Genomic DNA, 16,960 nt, shown 5'->3' with positions numbered 1-16,960 from the left:
AAAACAGTTCCGCAAACCAATGTATAAAGACTATTCTAGTTAGAACTATGTCACTTTCTTCTGGTAACGTAGTCAGATATGTTGATAATACCCCCCTTGCCCTACGACCATTAAGGATCGCACTTGAACAGTTCCAATTTTTCCACCTTAAATCTTTCACCTTCTTTACTAAGTAACCTAGAAGGACTTGGCTTTACTGAAATGACGGAGATTCAAGCACAATCTTTACCACTCATTCTTGATGGTAAAGACGTTATCGGTCAGGGAAAAACCGGTTCAGGTAAGACCGCAGCATTTGGGCTTGGGCTTCTTTCTAACTTACGAGTTAAACGCTTTCGTGTTCAATCACTGGTACTTTGTCCTACCCGTGAACTTGCCGATCAAGTTGCGAAGGAAATACGTAACCTTGCTCGTACCATCCATAATATAAAAGTACTAACATTGTGCGGTGGTACACCAATGGGTCCTCAGATTGGATCACTCGAACACGGCGCTCACATTCTTGTTGGTACTCCTGGTCGTATTCTTGACCACCTTGAGCGCGGCCGTATCGACCTTAGTGAACTCAATACACTCGTCCTTGACGAAGCAGACCGTATGCTAGATATGGGCTTCCAAGACGCGCTTGACGCGATCATCAATGAAGTGCCAAAAGAACGCCAAACGTTACTGTTCAGCGCGACTTTCCCTAAGCAGATTGAAGCCATTGCTTCGCGCATTATGCGTAGCCCTGAGATTGTCAAAGTAGAAAGCAAACATGATCACAGCAGCATTCAACAGTTTTTCTATAAGGTCGACTCACAAGCCGATAGAGATGATGCATTGGAAAACCTGCTTTTAACACATCAACCTGAGTCGGCGGTTGTTTTCTGCAACACGAAAAGAGAAGTGCAAAGCGTCGCTGATGAGTTACATCATCGCGGCTTTAGTGTGATTGATCTTCATGGTGATCTTGAACAAAAAGAGCGCGATCGCGCATTGGTTCAATTCTCGAATAAAAGCGTGACGATCCTTGTCGCAACTGACGTTGCAGCCCGTGGTTTGGATGTTGAAAATCTAGACGCCGTGTTCAACTATGAATTGTCTCGCGATCCAGAGGTTCATGTTCACCGTATTGGTCGTACAGGTCGTGCTGGTAACAAGGGCCTTGCTTTTAGCTTTTTCAGCGCCAATGAAATGCACCGTGTCGCTTTGATTGATGAATATCTCGATATGCCAATCGAACCAAGCCAGCTTCCAGCGCCATCAAGCAACCAACCGTATCAAGCGAAGATGGCTACGATACAAGTGTCGGGTGGTAAAAAACAGAAGCTACGCCCTGGAGACATTCTTGGCGCATTGACAAGTGATAAAACCATTCAAGGCGCACAAATTGGTAAAATTAATATGTTCCCTATGGCCTCATTCGTTGCTGTTGACAAGAACATTGCCAGAAAAGCACACAGTAAAATTGAAGACGGTAAAATGAAAGGGCGCAGTTTCCGAGCTCGTATTCTTTAAGCACCTTATTAGATTCAGGTACAAGTCGCTAGCATCTCATGAGTAAAAGCTCATAGATTGGTACCTGTTTCTATAATTCACCGTCCTGAAGACATAAAAAGCCGAGCATACGCTCGGCTTTTTCTATTGCTTTGGAAAATTACTCTTCGTCAGCAGCGTCATCTTTTGGTTCAGATGCCTCAGGTGCGTTTTCGTCAGGAGCACCAGTTTGCTCACCGTCTTGAACGTCACCTTGTTGAGAAACTTCGCCTTCTGCTAACTCACCGTCAGGTAGCTCACCATCAGGTAAATCTGCTTCGTCGATTTCATCAATGCGTTGAAGGCCAACAACCGATTCATCCTCAGCCGTTCTGATAAGCGTCACGCCTTGCGTATTTCGGCCAACCTGGCTGACTTCAGCAACGCGAGTACGAACCAATGTCGCCGCATCGGTGATCATCATCATCTCATCGCCAATCTCAACTTGAACAGCACCAACAACAGGGCCATTTCGCTCAGAGACTTTAATAGAGACAACACCTTGCGTAGCACGCCCTTTCGTAGGGTACTCAGCAAGCTCAGTTCGTTTACCGTAACCATTCTTCGTGACCGTTAGAATGTCACCTTCATTTGAAGGAACAATCAACGACACGACTTGGTCATCATCGGCAAGTTTCATACCGCGAACACCCGCCGCAGTACGACCCATCGCACGAACTTTATCTTCGCTAAAGCGAACCACTTTACCCGCTTTCGAGAAGAGCATAATGTCGCTTTCACCATTGGTGATATCCACACCAATCAATGAATCATCATCACGCAGGTTAACCGCAATCAAGCCATTAGAACGGACGTTAGAGAATTGGTCTAGTGACGTCTTCTTAACCGTACCATCACCCGTCGCCATAAAGATGTATTTATCTGAACTAAATTCGCTCACCGGCAAAATAGCCGTAATACGCTCATTTTCTTCTAATGGAAGAAGGTTGACGATTGGTTTTCCACGTGCAGCTCGGCTTGCAAGCGGCAGTTGATAGACTTTCAGGCGATAGGTTTTACCGCGGGTAGAGAAGCACAAGATGTTGTCATGAGTATTCGCAACGAGCAAACGCTCGATGTAATCTTCTTCCTTCATCTTAGTCGCGCTCTTACCTTTGCCACCACGACGCTGAGCTTCGTAATCGCTTAGGATTTGATATTTCACGTAGCCTTCATGCGACAATGTCACGACAACATCTTCGCGAGCAATCAGCTCTTCCATATCAATATCGTGCACAGCTGCTGTAATCTCACTGCGACGAGCATCACCATAAGTCGCTTGAACCAATTCAAGTTCTTCACGAATCACTTCCATCAAACGCTCTGTGTCAGCAAGGATATGCAGTAACTCTGCAATTTCTTCAAGAAGCGCTTTGTACTCATCAAGAATTTTCTCGTGCTCTAAACCAGTCAAACGGTGTAGACGAAGTTCAAGAATCGCTTGTGCTTGCTGTTCAGTAAGATAATACAGACCATCACGGATACCGTACTCGTCTTCCAGCCAATCAGGTCGAGCAGCATCGGTGCCCGCTCTTTCAAGCATAGAAGCAACGTTACCCAAGTCCCAACCACGAGCCACTAAGCCAGCTTTCGCTTCAGCTGGTGTCGGTGCATTACGAATCAACTCGATAATGTCGTCGATATTAGCCAAAGCAAGCGAGAGTGCTTCTAGGATGTGTGCGCGATCACGTGCCTTCTTAAGTTCGAAGATAGTACGGCGTGTCACTACTTCGCGACGGTGATCAACGAAACACTTGATCATGTCTTTCAAGTTAAACAACTGTGGCTGACCATTATTTAGGGCAACCATGTTGATGCCAAACGTCGACTGTAACTGAGTTTGCGAGTACAGGTTGTTGAGAACCACTTCACCCACAGCATCACGCTTACATTCGATAACGATACGCATACCGTCTTTGTCTGATTCATCACGCAGTGCACTGATACCTTCCACTTTCTTGTCTTTAACAAGTTCAGCGATTTTCTCAATCACACGCGCTTTGTTTACTTGGTAAGGTATTTCAGTAACGACAATGGTTTCTTTACCATTTTTCTCTACTTCTATATCCGCTTTCGAGCGCATATAAACCTTACCACGACCCGTTTTATAGGCCTCAATGATGCCTTTACGTCCACTAATTAATGCAGCAGTCGGAAAGTCTGGCCCAGGGATGTAATCCATAAGCTCATCAATGGTAATGTCTTCGTTTGCAATATATGCCAAACAACCATCCACAACTTCGGTCAAGTTATGTGGTGGAATATTCGTTGCCATACCGACCGCAATACCTGAAGCGCCGTTCACCAAAAGGTTCGGGATTTTCGTTGGTAATACTGCTGGTATTTGCTCGGTTCCATCATAGTTAGGAACGTAGTCGACAGTTTCTTTATCAAGATCTGCCAATAGTTCGCCTGCAATTTTCGACATACGAACTTCGGTATAACGCATCGCCGCCGCTGAATCACCATCGACCGAGCCAAAGTTACCTTGACCATCGACCAGCATATAGCGCAGCGAGAATGGCTGCGCCATACGAACAATCGTATCGTAAACTGCGCTATCACCATGTGGGTGATACTTACCAATAACGTCACCTACTACACGAGCAGATTTTTTGTATGATTTGTTCCAATCATTGCCTAGCACGTTCATCGCAAACAAAACGCGACGATGCACTGGTTTTAGGCCATCACGTACATCCGGAAGTGCACGACCCACGATGACTGACATCGCGTAGTCGAGATATGAACTTTTCAGTTCATCTTCAATGTTTACGGGCGTGATCTCTTTAGCTAGATCGCTCATAGAGCCGATATCCCTCTATATTTCGTTCGTATATTTAATACGTATAAGGTCAGAAAATATAACATAATAATCGTAGCGGCGGCATCACTTTCATGCGGGTTTTATCATGTTGTGACCTTCGTGGCGATTCAACTGTCCACAATTTGCACATTTCAAAATCGCCACCACGAAAAGCGGTGAAAAAACAATCAAATCATTCTCTAAACCACATTGTGTCAGGAAAATCTCACAAACCGCTCGCCTTAAAGTTCGTCGTAAAAAAAAATTACGGTATACTCCTCAAAAATAGACGCATACCACTCTGCGCGTTCATAAACGCCTATTGATCAGCGTTTGTATAGATAAACACCAGTACGTATATGTACCTGTATGGATAAGCACCAGTATGGATAAGAACCAAAACGTCGATTTAGACGAAATAAAAAAATTCGAAGATATGGCAAGTCGCTGGTGGGATCTCCAAGGCGAATTTAAACCCCTACATCAAATCAATCCATTGCGTTTAAACTACGTGTTGGAAAATGCCAATGGTCTTTTTGGCAAGAACGTTCTTGATGTCGGCTGTGGTGGTGGCATCCTCGCCGAAAGTATGGCTCACCAAGGTGCGACCGTCACTGGACTTGATATGGGAAAAGAGCCGCTTGAAGTGGCAAGATTACACGCATTAGAAACCGGCGCGACATTAACCTACGTTCAGAGCACAGTCGAGCAGCACGCAAGCCAATACGCGGGCCAATATGATGTGGTCACTTGCATGGAAATGCTTGAACACGTTCCTGATCCCGCGTCAGTGGTCGCGGCTTGTTCAAGACTCGTCAAACCGGGTGGTCAAGTTTTCTTCTCGACATTAAACCGCAACCTGCAGTCGTATCTTTTTGCTATTGTTGGTGCAGAGAAGTTGCTCAAAATCGTGCCGGACGGCACACATGACCATGAAAAATTCATCAAACCATCAGAGTTGATAAAAATGGTCGACCGCACCGAGCTTATTGAAAAAGGCATGACTGGCTTACAATACAATCCTCTCACTGACAGTTATAAACTGGGTCGACGTGTAGACGTTAACTATATTGTCTTTACTGAAAAGCCATAATAGACAGATCGCTAACTCGATTTTTGTCCAGCATCACCTGCCATTAAGGTGATGCTGCTTGTTTCGACGCTTGTACTCAAACAGCGACCCCACTTCGACTCTACCTTGCGTTAACCCTACTCTGTCATCTCAATTTTTTGCTATTTTACTCAGCGGCATCGTTCATAGCCTTATGTATGTGAGCCCATCACATCAAAGCAAAGCGCAATGCATACACTTTCTTATCCAATTTGGCTCGTTATGCTCCGTTAATTTTTCGACACAATTACGCTACAAAAACAAGACAAACCTGTGTGTTTTGCAGCCGGATATCTCACTTTTAATTATCCCATCAATAACGTCCAAAAATTATCAAAGATCAAGGAATTTATTTTTGAAATGGTTAAAAGAAAACCGATTCGCTAGCACGTAATTTTCACCGCTAAGTCTGCCCTATCTTCAATGGTTAGTGTTTACTAACTGATTTTTTTCTGTCCCCTGTTTATCCACAGTTCAAACAAATTTGTGAACTTGAAAACTTTGGCTTATAGCACTATCTTGTAAGCCGGAATGCAGATAACCCCTATATCTTGTGTTAGACACAAAATGATTTAGGGCGACTTGGATCACGAAGTCATCGCTAAGACTCAACAAAATTTCATAAAAGCAAGACTTCACATTGTTTTGTTAGGGAACACCTCAGAATGAACCAGCAACTTACCGTTACCAAACGTAATGGCCGCAAAGAAACTATCGATCTCGAGAAAATTCACCGTGTAATCGCATGGGCTGCCGAAGGTCTTGAAAATGTATCAGTCTCACAAGTTGAGCTAAAAGCTCACATCCAGTTTTATGACGGGATCACGACGTCTGATATCCATGAAACGATCATAAAATCAGCCGCCGATCTCATCTCGGAAGAGACGCCAGATTACCAATACTTGTCAGCACGTTTAGCTATTTTTCACCTTCGTAAAAAGGCGTATGGCCAATACGAGCCACCTACGCTGTTTGACCAAGTTTCAACAATGGTTGAAGCCGGAAAATATGATAAGCACTTGCTTGTAGACTATACAAAAGCAGAGCTTGACGAACTCGATAGCTACATTGACCATACTCGCGACCACGACTTTTCCTACGCCGCTGTTAAACAGCTGGAAGGCAAGTACTTCGTGCAAAACCGCGTGACGGGTCAAATCTTTGAGAGTGCGCAGTTCCTCTACATATTAGTTGCCGCCTGTTTATTCGCAAAATATCCAAAAGAGACTCGTCTTGACTACATCAAGCGATTCTATGATGCGACGTCAACCTTTAAGATTTCTCTGCCAACGCCAATTATGTCTGGTGTTCGTACCCCTACTCGTCAATTCAGCTCATGCGTTTTGATTGAATGTGGTGACAGCCTTGATTCGATTAACGCAACGGCAAGTTCTATTGTGCGTTACGTATCACAACGTGCTGGTATTGGCATCAACGCTGGACGAATTCGTGCTTTAGGTTCTGAGATTCGTAGCGGCGAGGCTTTCCACACCGGTTGTATCCCATTTTATAAATACTTTCAAACTGCGGTAAAATGCTGCTCACAAGGTGGCGTTCGCGGTGGCGCAGCAACCGTATTCTATCCAATGTGGCATGGCGAAGTTCAATCGCTATTGGTATTGAAAAATAACCGTGGCGTTGAAGAAAACCGAGTTCGCCATATGGACTACGGTGTACAACTTAACAAGCTGATGTACTCGCGCTTAGTTAAGGGCGGCAACATTACACTGTTCTCCCCTTCTGACGTGCCTGGATTGTACGATGCGTTCTTTGAAGACCAAGATGAATTTGAACGCTTGTATCTTCAATACGAAAACGACCCATCAATTAAGAAAGAATCCGTCAAAGCCGTCGAACTATTCTCGTTGTTGATGCAAGAACGTGCTTCTACTGGCCGCATCTACATTCAAAACGTAGACCACTGCAACACGCATAGCCCGTTCGATTCTAAAGTAGCGCCAGTTCGCCAATCTAACCTTTGTTTAGAGATAGCACTGCCAACTAAGCCATTAAGCAATGTTGAAGATGACGAAGGCGAAATTGCACTGTGTACCCTTTCGGCATTTAACTTGGGCGCAATCAACGAGCTCGATGACCTCGCTGATTTATCGGACTTAGTCGTACGTGCGCTTGATGCGCTACTTGATTACCAAGATTATCCATTGCCAGCGGCGTATAAATCGACAATGAACCGTCGTACGCTTGGTGTGGGTGTCATCAACTACGCATACTACCTTGCAAAAAATGGTGTGAAGTACTCAGATGGGTCAGCAAACAACCTCACCCACCGTACATTCGAAGCCATTCAATATCATTTGTTGAAAGCATCCGTAGAACTATCAAAAGAACAGGGCCGATGCCCACTGTTTAATGAAACCAACTACGCAAAAGGGTTGCTACCGATCGACACTTATAAGGCTGATATCAATTCAGTTTGTGACGAACCGCTGCATTATGACTGGGACGCGCTTCGCGAAGAGATCATGGAGTTCGGCCTAAGAAACTCGACACTGACAGCATTGATGCCATCAGAAACATCATCGCAGATTTCTAATGCAACAAACGGTATTGAACCGCCGCGTGGTTATGTTTCGGTGAAAGCCTCTAAAGATGGTATTCTGAAACAAGTTGTACCTGACTTCGTTAACCTCAAAGAGAACTATGAATTACTTTGGGATATCGGCAACAATGATGGCTACTTGCACCTAGTTGGTATCATGCAGAAGTTTGTTGACCAAGCGATCTCAGCCAACACTAACTATGACCCTAGTGTCTACGACAGTGGTAAGGTCCCAATGAAGAAATTGCTTCAAGACCTACTGACTGCGTATAAGTATGGTGTAAAAACACTTTACTATCATAACACCCGTGACGGTGCGAAAGACGATCAGGGCGATAAGACAATTACCGTCGAGCAAGATGACGATTGCGAAGGCGGCGGTTGTAAGATTTAACCGTTTAAACAATATATTATTTAATAATCATATATTAGTAATACAGCCTCTTCCTATGTGAAGAGGCGAAGAAGGATTGCAGCACCATGGCTTACAGTACTTTTACTCAAACAAAAAATAACGCGCTGAAGGAACCAATGTTCCTAGGTCAACCTGTAAACGTTGCGCGTTATGACCAGCAAAAATTTGAAATTTTCGAGAAACTGATCGAGAAACAACTGTCCTTTTTCTGGCGTCCAGAAGAAGTTGATGTTTCCAGTGACCGTATCGATTACAACAAGTTACCAGAGCATGAAAAGCACATTTTCATCAGTAACTTAAAATATCAAACGCTACTGGATTCTATTCAAGGTCGTAGCCCAAACGTTGCGTTGCTGCCACTTGTCTCGCTTCCTGAGCTAGAGACTTGGATTGAAACGTGGTCGTTCTCCGAAACGATCCACTCTCGTTCGTACACTCATATCATTCGCAACATTGTTAATGACCCAAGCGTCGTGTTTGACGATATCGTGGAAAACGAGCACATCTTAAAACGTGCAAAAGACATTGCGCATTATTACGATGATCTGATCCAAGCGACTAACGATTATCATCGCTACGGCGAAGGTACTCACGTTCTTAACGGTGACGAAGTGAAGGTCAGCTTGTATGACCTTAAGAAGAAACTCTATCTTTGCCTTATGTCTGTCAATGCACTTGAAGCTATCCGTTTCTACGTGAGCTTTGCTTGTTCGTTTGCCTTTGCAGAACGTGAACTGATGGAAGGTAATGCTAAGATCATAAAGCTGATTGCTCGTGACGAAGCATTACATCTAACTGGCACACAGCACATGGTTAACATCCTACGTAATGGGCAGGATGACTTCACATTCATGCAAATTGCCGAAGAATGTAAGCAAGACTGTTTTGATCTGTTTAAAGAAGCTGCAGAACAAGAGAAAGAATGGGCAGAGTACCTGTTCAAAGATGGTTCGATGATCGGCTTAAACAAAGATATCCTTTGTCAATATGTTGAATATATTACTAACGTCCGTATGCAAGCTGTCGGTTTAGGTGTCGCCTACCCTGACGCGACTTCTAATCCAATTCCATGGATTAACGCTTGGTTATCTTCAGACAATGTACAAGTTGCCCCGCAAGAAGCCGAAATCAGTTCTTATCTTGTTGGACAAATTGACAACGAAGTCAGCGCCAATGACTTTGAGGATTTCGAACTGTAATGCCAACCATCAAAATAAACTCTATCACTAAAATAGAGTCTAACCCTTCAAACACCGTTCTAGAAACCATGGAACAAGCTGGGTTAGAACCAGAGTACAACTGCCGTGACGGCCATTGTGGCGCATGTCGCTGTACTCTAACCTCTGGTGAAGTGGAATATGTAGGGTTTGCGATGGCCTATACACAAAGTGATGAGATTCTACCTTGCATTTGCCGTGCGAAGACAGATATCACGATAGAGAATATCGCCTATCAGTCCAAAGCCCAAAAGCGTGCTTGATGAGCTCTCTTAGGTGTGTAACCGCAGTATCGAAAAAACGGCTCTAAGAGCCGTTTTTTTATGCCTTCTGTTTGCCAAAAGATTCAATCACTCGGTGGCGACAAGATAATCATTATACGTTGTTTCAATGTCTGATTGGGTGCGAACACATCCCGCCATAGCATTTTCCATTCAGAGAATGTCACGACAAATGGGTTGAAACTGTTGACTGGCTTAGAGATGCCATAACGTACTGTCTCTACTTCAGGCTCAAACGTCCCGAACAATCGGTCCCAAATAATCAACACTCCCGCATAGTTCTTATCAATATACTGCGGGTTTCGTCCATGGTGTACACGATGGTGTGAGGGTGTATTCAATACCCACTCTATTATTCCTAATGTCTTTATCCATTGGGTATGCACAAAAAACTGCACTCCCAAGTTTAACAGCACTACCAATACGACCCATTTGGGCTCAAAACCAATGACCACCAGCGGCACCCAAAACAACCACATTCCAGCAAGCGGGTACATTAAACTCTGCCGAAAAGCCGTACTAAAATTCATATTCTCAGAGCTATGATGGACAACGTGCGCCGCCCACATCCAACGAACACGGTGGCTAGAGCGATGAAACCAATAATAAAAAAAGTCCTGTAAAACCATCAATACAATAAACAAAGATACTGACATCTCTATATCAAACCAGCGCCACCCAAATACCGTCAGATACAGATTTGCGATCAACAGACCCGCTAGCAAGTCTGATAGTTGATGCATTCCCGCCAAACTAAAGTTACATACCAGCTCCTTTAATGAGTAATACCCTGAATTCGGCAAACGTCCTGATCGTTGACCAAGCGTATACTCCAAAACCATCATAATGACAAACACTGGTGCTAGCACTAATAGTAAGAGCTCTGGGTGATCCACGATATCGTTCATAGGTTCACTTCCTTACCATTTAGCATAGTGATCTTCAACCAACCCAAAAACATTATCCAGCTGATGTACATGGCCGTTCGCATCACGCAACGTGCCAGAGAAATGACCAATAAACTGTCGAAAATTACTCTTTAAATACACTAAATTGAGCTTTTCTTTTCGAGCTTCAACGGGTTCAAATCGTAAATTGACTTTCCCTTCCTCGCCATAAATGCGCCAGGTTGCCTTAGGGTCAGAACGGTCAAAATCAAAATGAACACCATTCAAAAGCTGACGATGACCGTTTATCCACAAGGTATTCTCAGTCGCACCACTCTCATTCACGCCGACCGCTAGATTCAATCCGATGCGAACCCCGTTAATCAAGGCATTAATACTCGCCCACCGCCAACTCGTTTCTCTTCGCATGTAGCCTGCAGAAAAATCGTAACCTGCGAGGCACGTTGTGAGGTTCACGGTCTCGCCGTTCACGGTAATATGACCACTTATATCAAGTGCATTATGCTTTTGCGTATACGTCCATCCAGAGTAGCCTGTCGGGGTACACAGCATTAACGGCCCAGTGCCCGTCTCTGGCGGCAACAATGTTACATCCATTATCAACCAATCTGAATCAACAATAACTCGCCATAAGCCGTCATTAATCTCAATTCTCGTGCCATTGGAGTCGAAGTAACTAACACCTTTCCAAGGAGATGGCGTCAATTTGTAACGTAAGCCTAATGGGCTAAGCACTTTTTTTTCGCGAAAATTGTTTGTTTCGACATCGTAGACATAGAAAAAGCTATTACCAACATAACGAATATCCGCCATTGCAATCCCGATGATGTAACGTGGCGTACTGATACTGACAAATTGGAATTGTTTGTAATGAAAGTGCTTTGCAACTTTACTTGCTTTGCGGTCCATCGTGGTGAGATAGCGAAAGCGTCCTAATTCAATATATTTTGGGATAGCAGTAAGGTGCCCATACTCTGGCGCTCCCCTTTCGTTAAACAGACTTTCAATCTCTTTTATCGAAGATGCACTCATGGATCCTTCCTATCCCTAATCGATCAAAATGATGTGAATCACCAAGTATGAGTCATGATTAAGAGGAACGACTAGAATTAGAGCAAAAGCACAAAATGGATCACATTAACGACAAATGAAATCTTGCGAGGATAGATCAGAGAAGTAAATCGAGAACGACGGCCAAAGAAAAACCGGTTTGATAAACCGGTCTAAAAATAAAACATCAAAAAGTATGTGAGCCAATCAGAATTTAATCGACAACAGCGAGAATCGTGTCTGCGGTGCCCATGGATACGGCTTTATCAGCCACGTGACGTCCGCCATCATCATACAGCGAGATCTTGAAACCTTCGTCAGTCAACAGCTCTTCCATTGGTGCTTTTAACCACATTGCTGCAATATCGCCACACGTTTTCCCGAAAGCTTCACCCAGCATGATTTTTTCGTTTGCGACTTGGTATACCACGCGAATTTTTGATTGTTGTATCATTGTCATCCTCCCTAGACACTGCTGTTTCCAGAGTGAACATTGATTCTAATCAATTTGTTGAGAAGAGATACTCTCAAAAATGAGAATTTCTAATTATGCCTAAAGATCAATGCATTGTGATATAGATCAAATTTTCATATAGCAATAACTATTAGACATATAATCAATTGGGTGAATATTTATTGCACTTTAGTTGATGAGTCACTGTCGGAGAGCAATAGAGACTAAGCGGATTCGTTTCTCGACAGAGACCTCTTAGCTCAACACTCTCCAACCCAATTAGGCCGTCATCCTCAGACAAACGAGGATCGCCCAAAGCGTGCGACTCACTTAAATGGAAATGAATGAGGCCAGAATAGGCTCACAACGCGCTGATGGCGATCCCCTTTTTCAAGGGGATGACGGTTAATTTTGTTTAGTGGGAGCAGTAACGTACCAGAGGCTATTTTGCGCTGACGAGGCCCAATCTGTCCCCTCTTTGCACAGCGACCTCATAGTTCGTCACCTCTAACCCAACCAAATTAGGCCCTCATCTCCTTGCAGACGATAGTCGCCCAAAGCGTATGACTCACTTAAATAGAAATGAATGAGGCCAGAATAGGCTCACAACGCGCTGATGGCGATCCCCTTTTTCAAGGGGATGACGAGTTATTGGATGTTTTGGCTGCTGTGCAAGGATAGCTTTTATCCAAAAACGAGGTCAGTGTTCGGGGCAGTGGCCGTGATTCCGCGAACACGATGAGTAAAGAGGAATGACCATTTTTGGACTTAGGTGCTTGCGGTAAGTACCACCGAAACGGCTAAAAGCGCGTTTGCTATCAGTGGTTCACGTTACCTCTACCAAGAAACTTAGCAGAGGAAAAGTGACAAACTTTACTGCAAATGATCACGCTATATTGTCTTCTGATGATCACCGCACTTTGTTATCAAAGGCGTTTATTGGAGTACGCTAGACGGAACGTAGATTTCTTCTTTACGAGTCACGTATCCATAATCAGGAAACATTGGTTTAGCATCTAAATAGCGACGAAGCATGTCACCTGCAAGTGTGCTAATAATCGTCTTCACATCTTTCGAAGAGTACTTACGTTGTAACTGTAATATTTGCCCCCATTCGCCTTTTGGTGTGGCAAGCGCCACAGAAAAAACACCTTCTTCAAACTTTCCTGTCGCAATAGCAATATCGGCACCACAATTACTTTTTGTCGCGCCCGCTAACGCTAACACCGCGCCCAACGGATCAGTATCGTGCGTTAATGGCGACGTCGTTTTATCCCCTAATACCCAAGTCGCGCCGCAATACTGCGCCAAAATATCATCGTCTTGTAACCACGCTGACAAGTAGCCCTTAGTAGCATGTTCCGAGATCGCGATGGTCGGCTTATGTGTATCAACTAGGTGGCTAAGACGTGCAAGCATTGGCTCATCGACACTGACAACATTTTGATGCAACAGCTTTTCAATCATAGCAAGCAGACGAATGCCTTTTTCTACATCTTGAGAAGGGCCAAATAATTTCACTTCAATAAATGGCAAATAAGAACGATAACCAAGCTCATAATTATCCGGTAACGCGATCACCGAGAGCGTATCGGCAATACCAGATTCCGATAACCCAAAAGTATACAAACGACGACATTCTCTTCCTTCTTGTTGTCCAAATTGTGCTTTTAGATCAGGGAGAATTTGCTCTAACGCCATTTTTTTAAATTCACTTGGCACGCCAGGGGTAAAATAAAACAAGCAATCATTGATCAGCATTTTAAATCCGCACGCGGTACCAATGGGATTATCTACAATCGTTGCGCTTTGAGGTAGCATCGCTTGCTTGATATTGCTTTCCGGCATTGTCTTGCCACGCGAAGCATAAAACGCCTCTAATGTGGTCAACCATTCCTCACTGAGCACTAACGGTTCCTCTGCCGCTTCCGCCGCCACTTCTGCCGTGAGGTCATCTGATGTCGGTCCCAAGCCGCCATTGACGATCACCACGTCAAGGTTAAAGCTCAGCATCACCATTTCCTGAAGCAATGACGTACGCTGATCACCAACCGTAGACCTTTTATACATAGAAAAACCGTTCTCATAAAACACTCGGCTAAGCCACGCGGCATTCGTATCCACAATATCGCCATATAAGACTTCTTCACCGGTACTTAGCATTGCAATTTTGGTCATGGTTTTGATTTCCTAAATTTTTCTTTAAGAATGACAGCCCATCAAAAAATAGCAACATTATGACGATGGTTCTGGTCACTCAATTATTTAAACTACGCGTTGAACTTGTATTAAGTGCGCTATCGAGACCTTGAATCAAACAAACAACTAGACCAACCGGTTTGTTTTGTATATTCTATACCCACATCTGCTTGAGAACGGATACTCAATTACCATCAAAGAGGCCGCTTTTAATGACCGAGTTTTTAGTTCCACAGTTCAACGGTAAAGCCCACAATAAATTTCAAGCACTCGCAAAACCGATCGGTGCCTTGTGCAATATCGATTGTACATACTGCTATTACCTCGACAAACAACAACTCCTCGATTATGCAAGCCAACCAGAGTCGGTCATGAGCCATGAACGATTGGAGACTTATATTCGCCAATATATCGAAGGCCAAAATACCGCCGAGATTGTTTTTTCATGGCACGGCGGAGAACCAACACTACTTGGTGTTGAATACTTTGAAAAAGTGGTTGAGCTGCAAAAGCGCTTCTGTCCTCCTCACTCTTCCATTAGCAACGACTTACAAACCAATGCGACCTTATTAACTTCTCGATGGTGCGCCTTTTTTAAACGCCATAACTTCATCATTGGCGTCAGTATTGATGGCCCTGAATCTCTACACAACCACTATAGAACCAACAAAGCAGGGCGCGGGACATTTGATAAGACCATGAGAGGGATTCGTTTACTTCAAGAACACCAAGTCAACTTTGCCACCTTGACCTGTATTAACAACCTCACCGGGTCACAGCCACTTGAGGTGTATCGCTTTCTACGTGACGAGGTTCGTTCACCACAAATGCAGTTTATTCCTGTGGTCGATAAAGTCTCGGCTCCCACCAACAACCAATGGCTTAAATGGGATTCGATGAACATTATTCCTGTCAAAACAGCAGTTGAACCCTGGAGCATCTCTGCCGACCAATGGGGAGCCTTTCTGATCACGATTTTTGATGAATGGTTCCATAACGATTTTGGTAAGGTGATGATCCCGTACTTTGAAAATTTTGTGGGAGTCTGGATGGGGAAGCCCAGTACCATGTGCACCCTCAGTGAGATCTGCGGCAAAGGATTGGCAGTAGAACCGAATGGCGAAGTCTACTCATGCGATCATTACGTTTACCCTGAGTTTTCAATCGGCAACATTCACCAGACAGAGCTCAAAAATCTTGCCTTTTCATCAAAGCAGCAACAGTTTGGTTTTGCCAAACAGAAATCGCTCCCCAATCAGTGCAAACAGTGTCCCTATTTATTTGCCTGTCATGGTGAATGCCCTAAAAACCGGATCGCTTACACAGAACAAGGCCAGCCAGGGCTCAATTATCTATGCGATGGCTGGATAGCATTTTTCAAACACATCGATCCTGTCCTATCCTTGCTACTAGTCAACAACGGTTATCCATTGCTAAAAAGAGACTAGAATGGGCTTTGACATCGACTCGTATGCCGCCATTGCTTTCGCAATGGCATTACTCAGTATATGGAAAACGTATTCAGGGCCGGCGCTTGCAGCAATGCTGTCATATAGCTACCCAGAAATGGTGCTATTTAATGTTCTCCCTGCATTGATGGCTGGCTATTTTGGGTGGTGGCTAGGACCGAGACTTTTCAATCGAGTAACGATTAAACAACGCGTCGTTTTCCGACCTAGACTACGACGTTTTCTGAGGATGTGGCACCGATATGGCCAACTTTGCATGGCGCTATTAGCGCCACTTTTAATCGGCATTCCCATTTATACGCTATTGTCTAAACGCCTAAAGCAAAGTGCTGTGCGTACTTTTTCTTTTTTAACTCTTTCTATATTATTTTGGAGCGGAATGAGTTATTTCGGTTTCTTGTATTTTAATTTTGCTGCTTTTATCGAATTGGAGACCTTAATTCCCGCAACCCTTCATACTTGGCTACATTAATTAAGTCCGTCTATTTGATAACACATGTGCGCACTAATTAACCTCACCGCCTTGAGGCGCTCGGTTTTTGTACTACATTGATTATTATGCGGATAAGAGGAAAGACTAAGGATGAAACCTGAAAGTATATTTCTACTCATTGCTAGCTCGGGGTTAGCACCGATTGCGCTGTGTTACGGGCTGTCACCCGCCCTTTCTTTACCTTTTCTTTTTGATATAGATATCAACACAGTTAACACAACACATATTTTCCGCGCAATTATGGGCCTATATCTAGCCACAGGGTTATTTTGGGTGGCCGGGGCTTTCGTTGATAAATTGAGACTACCCGCTCTTTATAACCTGGTTGTTTTTATGGTTGGTTTAGCATTTGGGCGCATTGTCAGTATCTCTATTGACGGACCACCTAATGCCCTACTGATATTTTACCTTATTCTTGAGTTCGGCTTTGGGTTAGTAGGACTCGTTATGATCAAACGATCACATCAGTAAATTACACA

13 protein-coding genes are annotated in these 16,960 nt (G+C 44.0%); 8 read left to right on the top strand and 5 right to left on the bottom strand.

The genetic code is table 11. The features are described 5' to 3' along the window. Positions 1 to 123 precede the first annotated feature (123 nt). The gene (gene dbpA, locus ACE1OE_RS10270) at positions 124 to 1,500 is read left to right on the top strand and encodes an ATP-dependent RNA helicase DbpA (RefSeq protein ID WP_372063057.1); all 1,377 of its coding nucleotides are present in this window, start codon (positions 124 to 126) and stop codon (positions 1,498 to 1,500) included. 139 nt (positions 1,501 to 1,639) lie between these two features. On the opposite strand, the gene gyrA is transcribed toward dbpA, so the two are convergent. Continuing rightward, positions 1,640 to 4,324: a DNA topoisomerase (ATP-hydrolyzing) subunit A gene (gene gyrA, locus ACE1OE_RS10265; RefSeq protein WP_449210959.1), complete on the bottom strand. Its 2,685-nt coding sequence runs from the start codon at positions 4,322 to 4,324 to the stop codon at positions 1,640 to 1,642. A gap of 385 nt (positions 4,325 to 4,709) precedes the next feature. On the opposite strand from gyrA, the gene ubiG reads away from it, so the two are divergent. The 4 genes from ubiG (at position 4,710) to yfaE (ending at position 9,890) form a co-directional block, all read left to right on the top strand. Continuing rightward, positions 4,710 to 5,417: a bifunctional 2-polyprenyl-6-hydroxyphenol methylase/3-demethylubiquinol 3-O-methyltransferase UbiG gene (gene ubiG / locus ACE1OE_RS10260; protein ID WP_449210958.1), complete on the top strand. Its 708-nt coding sequence runs from the start codon at positions 4,710 to 4,712 to the stop codon at positions 5,415 to 5,417. A 683-nt stretch (positions 5,418 to 6,100) separates the two neighbouring features. Beyond that, complete coding sequence (gene nrdA, locus ACE1OE_RS10255; RefSeq protein ID WP_449210957.1) at positions 6,101 to 8,389, top strand: class 1a ribonucleoside-diphosphate reductase subunit alpha; 2,289 nt, start codon at positions 6,101 to 6,103, stop codon at positions 8,387 to 8,389. Between the two features lie 86 nt (positions 8,390 to 8,475). Next, positions 8,476 to 9,609, top strand: coding sequence for a class Ia ribonucleoside-diphosphate reductase subunit beta (nrdB, locus tag ACE1OE_RS10250; protein ID WP_102471517.1), 1,134 nt, complete (start codon positions 8,476 to 8,478; stop codon positions 9,607 to 9,609). Next, entirely contained in the window at positions 9,609 to 9,890 is a 282-nt protein-coding gene (gene yfaE, locus ACE1OE_RS10245) for a class I ribonucleotide reductase maintenance protein YfaE (RefSeq protein ID WP_102471516.1), read from the top strand. The genes nrdB and yfaE overlap by 1 nt, the downstream gene beginning before the upstream one ends. Before the next feature lie 83 nt (positions 9,891 to 9,973). Here yfaE and ACE1OE_RS10240 read toward each other — a convergent pair whose 3' ends face one another. From ACE1OE_RS10240 to ACE1OE_RS10225, 4 genes are all read right to left on the bottom strand, one after another. Beyond that, complete coding sequence (locus ACE1OE_RS10240; RefSeq protein ID WP_449210956.1) at positions 9,974 to 10,816, bottom strand: sterol desaturase family protein; 843 nt, start codon at positions 10,814 to 10,816, stop codon at positions 9,974 to 9,976. Between the two features lie 12 nt (positions 10,817 to 10,828). Next, on the bottom strand, positions 10,829 to 11,848 hold the full coding sequence (locus ACE1OE_RS10235) for a DUF2804 domain-containing protein (protein WP_449210955.1): 1,020 nt from the start codon (positions 11,846 to 11,848) through the stop codon (positions 10,829 to 10,831). Between the two features lie 232 nt (positions 11,849 to 12,080). Next, a complete protein-coding gene (locus ACE1OE_RS10230; protein WP_102471513.1) occupies positions 12,081 to 12,320 on the bottom strand; it encodes a 30S ribosomal protein S6 modification protein in 240 nt (79 codons plus the stop codon). A gap of 936 nt (positions 12,321 to 13,256) precedes the next feature. Continuing rightward, on the bottom strand, positions 13,257 to 14,498 hold the full coding sequence (locus ACE1OE_RS10225; protein ID WP_449210954.1) for a CinA family nicotinamide mononucleotide deamidase-related protein: 1,242 nt from the start codon (positions 14,496 to 14,498) through the stop codon (positions 13,257 to 13,259). A 233-nt stretch (positions 14,499 to 14,731) separates the two neighbouring features. On the opposite strand from ACE1OE_RS10225, the gene ACE1OE_RS10220 reads away from it, so the two are divergent. The 3 genes from ACE1OE_RS10220 (at position 14,732) to ACE1OE_RS10210 (ending at position 16,952) form a co-directional block, all read left to right on the top strand. Continuing rightward, the gene (locus ACE1OE_RS10220) at positions 14,732 to 15,967 is read left to right on the top strand and encodes an anaerobic sulfatase maturase (RefSeq protein WP_449210953.1); all 1,236 of its coding nucleotides are present in this window, start codon (positions 14,732 to 14,734) and stop codon (positions 15,965 to 15,967) included. A gap of 1 nt (position 15,968) precedes the next feature. Further along, positions 15,969 to 16,460: a hypothetical protein gene (locus ACE1OE_RS10215; RefSeq protein WP_449210952.1), complete on the top strand. Its 492-nt coding sequence runs from the start codon at positions 15,969 to 15,971 to the stop codon at positions 16,458 to 16,460. 111 nt (positions 16,461 to 16,571) lie between these two features. Continuing rightward, a complete protein-coding gene (locus ACE1OE_RS10210) occupies positions 16,572 to 16,952 on the top strand; it encodes a DUF4345 domain-containing protein (RefSeq protein WP_449210951.1) in 381 nt (126 codons plus the stop codon). Positions 16,953 to 16,960 lie beyond the last annotated feature (8 nt).

The organism is Vibrio sp. E150_011 (assembly GCF_053544015.1).
Note: the sequence above shows the minus strand (reverse complement) of the source record. Positions and strands in the feature narration are given on the sequence as shown.

Excerpts from the sequence above, each read along its gene's own strand:
- gyrA (WP_449210959.1), bottom strand. The coding sequence starts at position 4,324 with ATGAGCGATCTAGCTAAAGAGATCACGCCCGTAAACATTGAAGATGAA.
- ubiG (WP_449210958.1), top strand. The coding sequence starts at position 4,710 with ATGGATAAGAACCAAAACGTCGATTTAGACGAAATAAAAAAATTCGAA.
- nrdA (WP_449210957.1), top strand. The coding sequence starts at position 6,101 with ATGAACCAGCAACTTACCGTTACCAAACGTAATGGCCGCAAAGAAACT.
- nrdB (WP_102471517.1), top strand. The coding sequence starts at position 8,476 with ATGGCTTACAGTACTTTTACTCAAACAAAAAATAACGCGCTGAAGGAA.
- yfaE (WP_102471516.1), top strand. The coding sequence starts at position 9,609 with ATGCCAACCATCAAAATAAACTCTATCACTAAAATAGAGTCTAACCCT.
- ACE1OE_RS10240 (WP_449210956.1), bottom strand. The coding sequence starts at position 10,816 with ATGAACGATATCGTGGATCACCCAGAGCTCTTACTATTAGTGCTAGCA.
- ACE1OE_RS10235 (WP_449210955.1), bottom strand. The coding sequence starts at position 11,848 with ATGAGTGCATCTTCGATAAAAGAGATTGAAAGTCTGTTTAACGAAAGG.
- ACE1OE_RS10230 (WP_102471513.1), bottom strand. The coding sequence starts at position 12,320 with ATGATACAACAATCAAAAATTCGCGTGGTATACCAAGTCGCAAACGAA.
- ACE1OE_RS10225 (WP_449210954.1), bottom strand. The coding sequence starts at position 14,498 with ATGACCAAAATTGCAATGCTAAGTACCGGTGAAGAAGTCTTATATGGC.
- ACE1OE_RS10220 (WP_449210953.1), top strand. The coding sequence starts at position 14,732 with ATGACCGAGTTTTTAGTTCCACAGTTCAACGGTAAAGCCCACAATAAA.
- ACE1OE_RS10215 (WP_449210952.1), top strand. The coding sequence starts at position 15,969 with ATGGGCTTTGACATCGACTCGTATGCCGCCATTGCTTTCGCAATGGCA.
- ACE1OE_RS10210 (WP_449210951.1), top strand. The coding sequence starts at position 16,572 with ATGAAACCTGAAAGTATATTTCTACTCATTGCTAGCTCGGGGTTAGCA.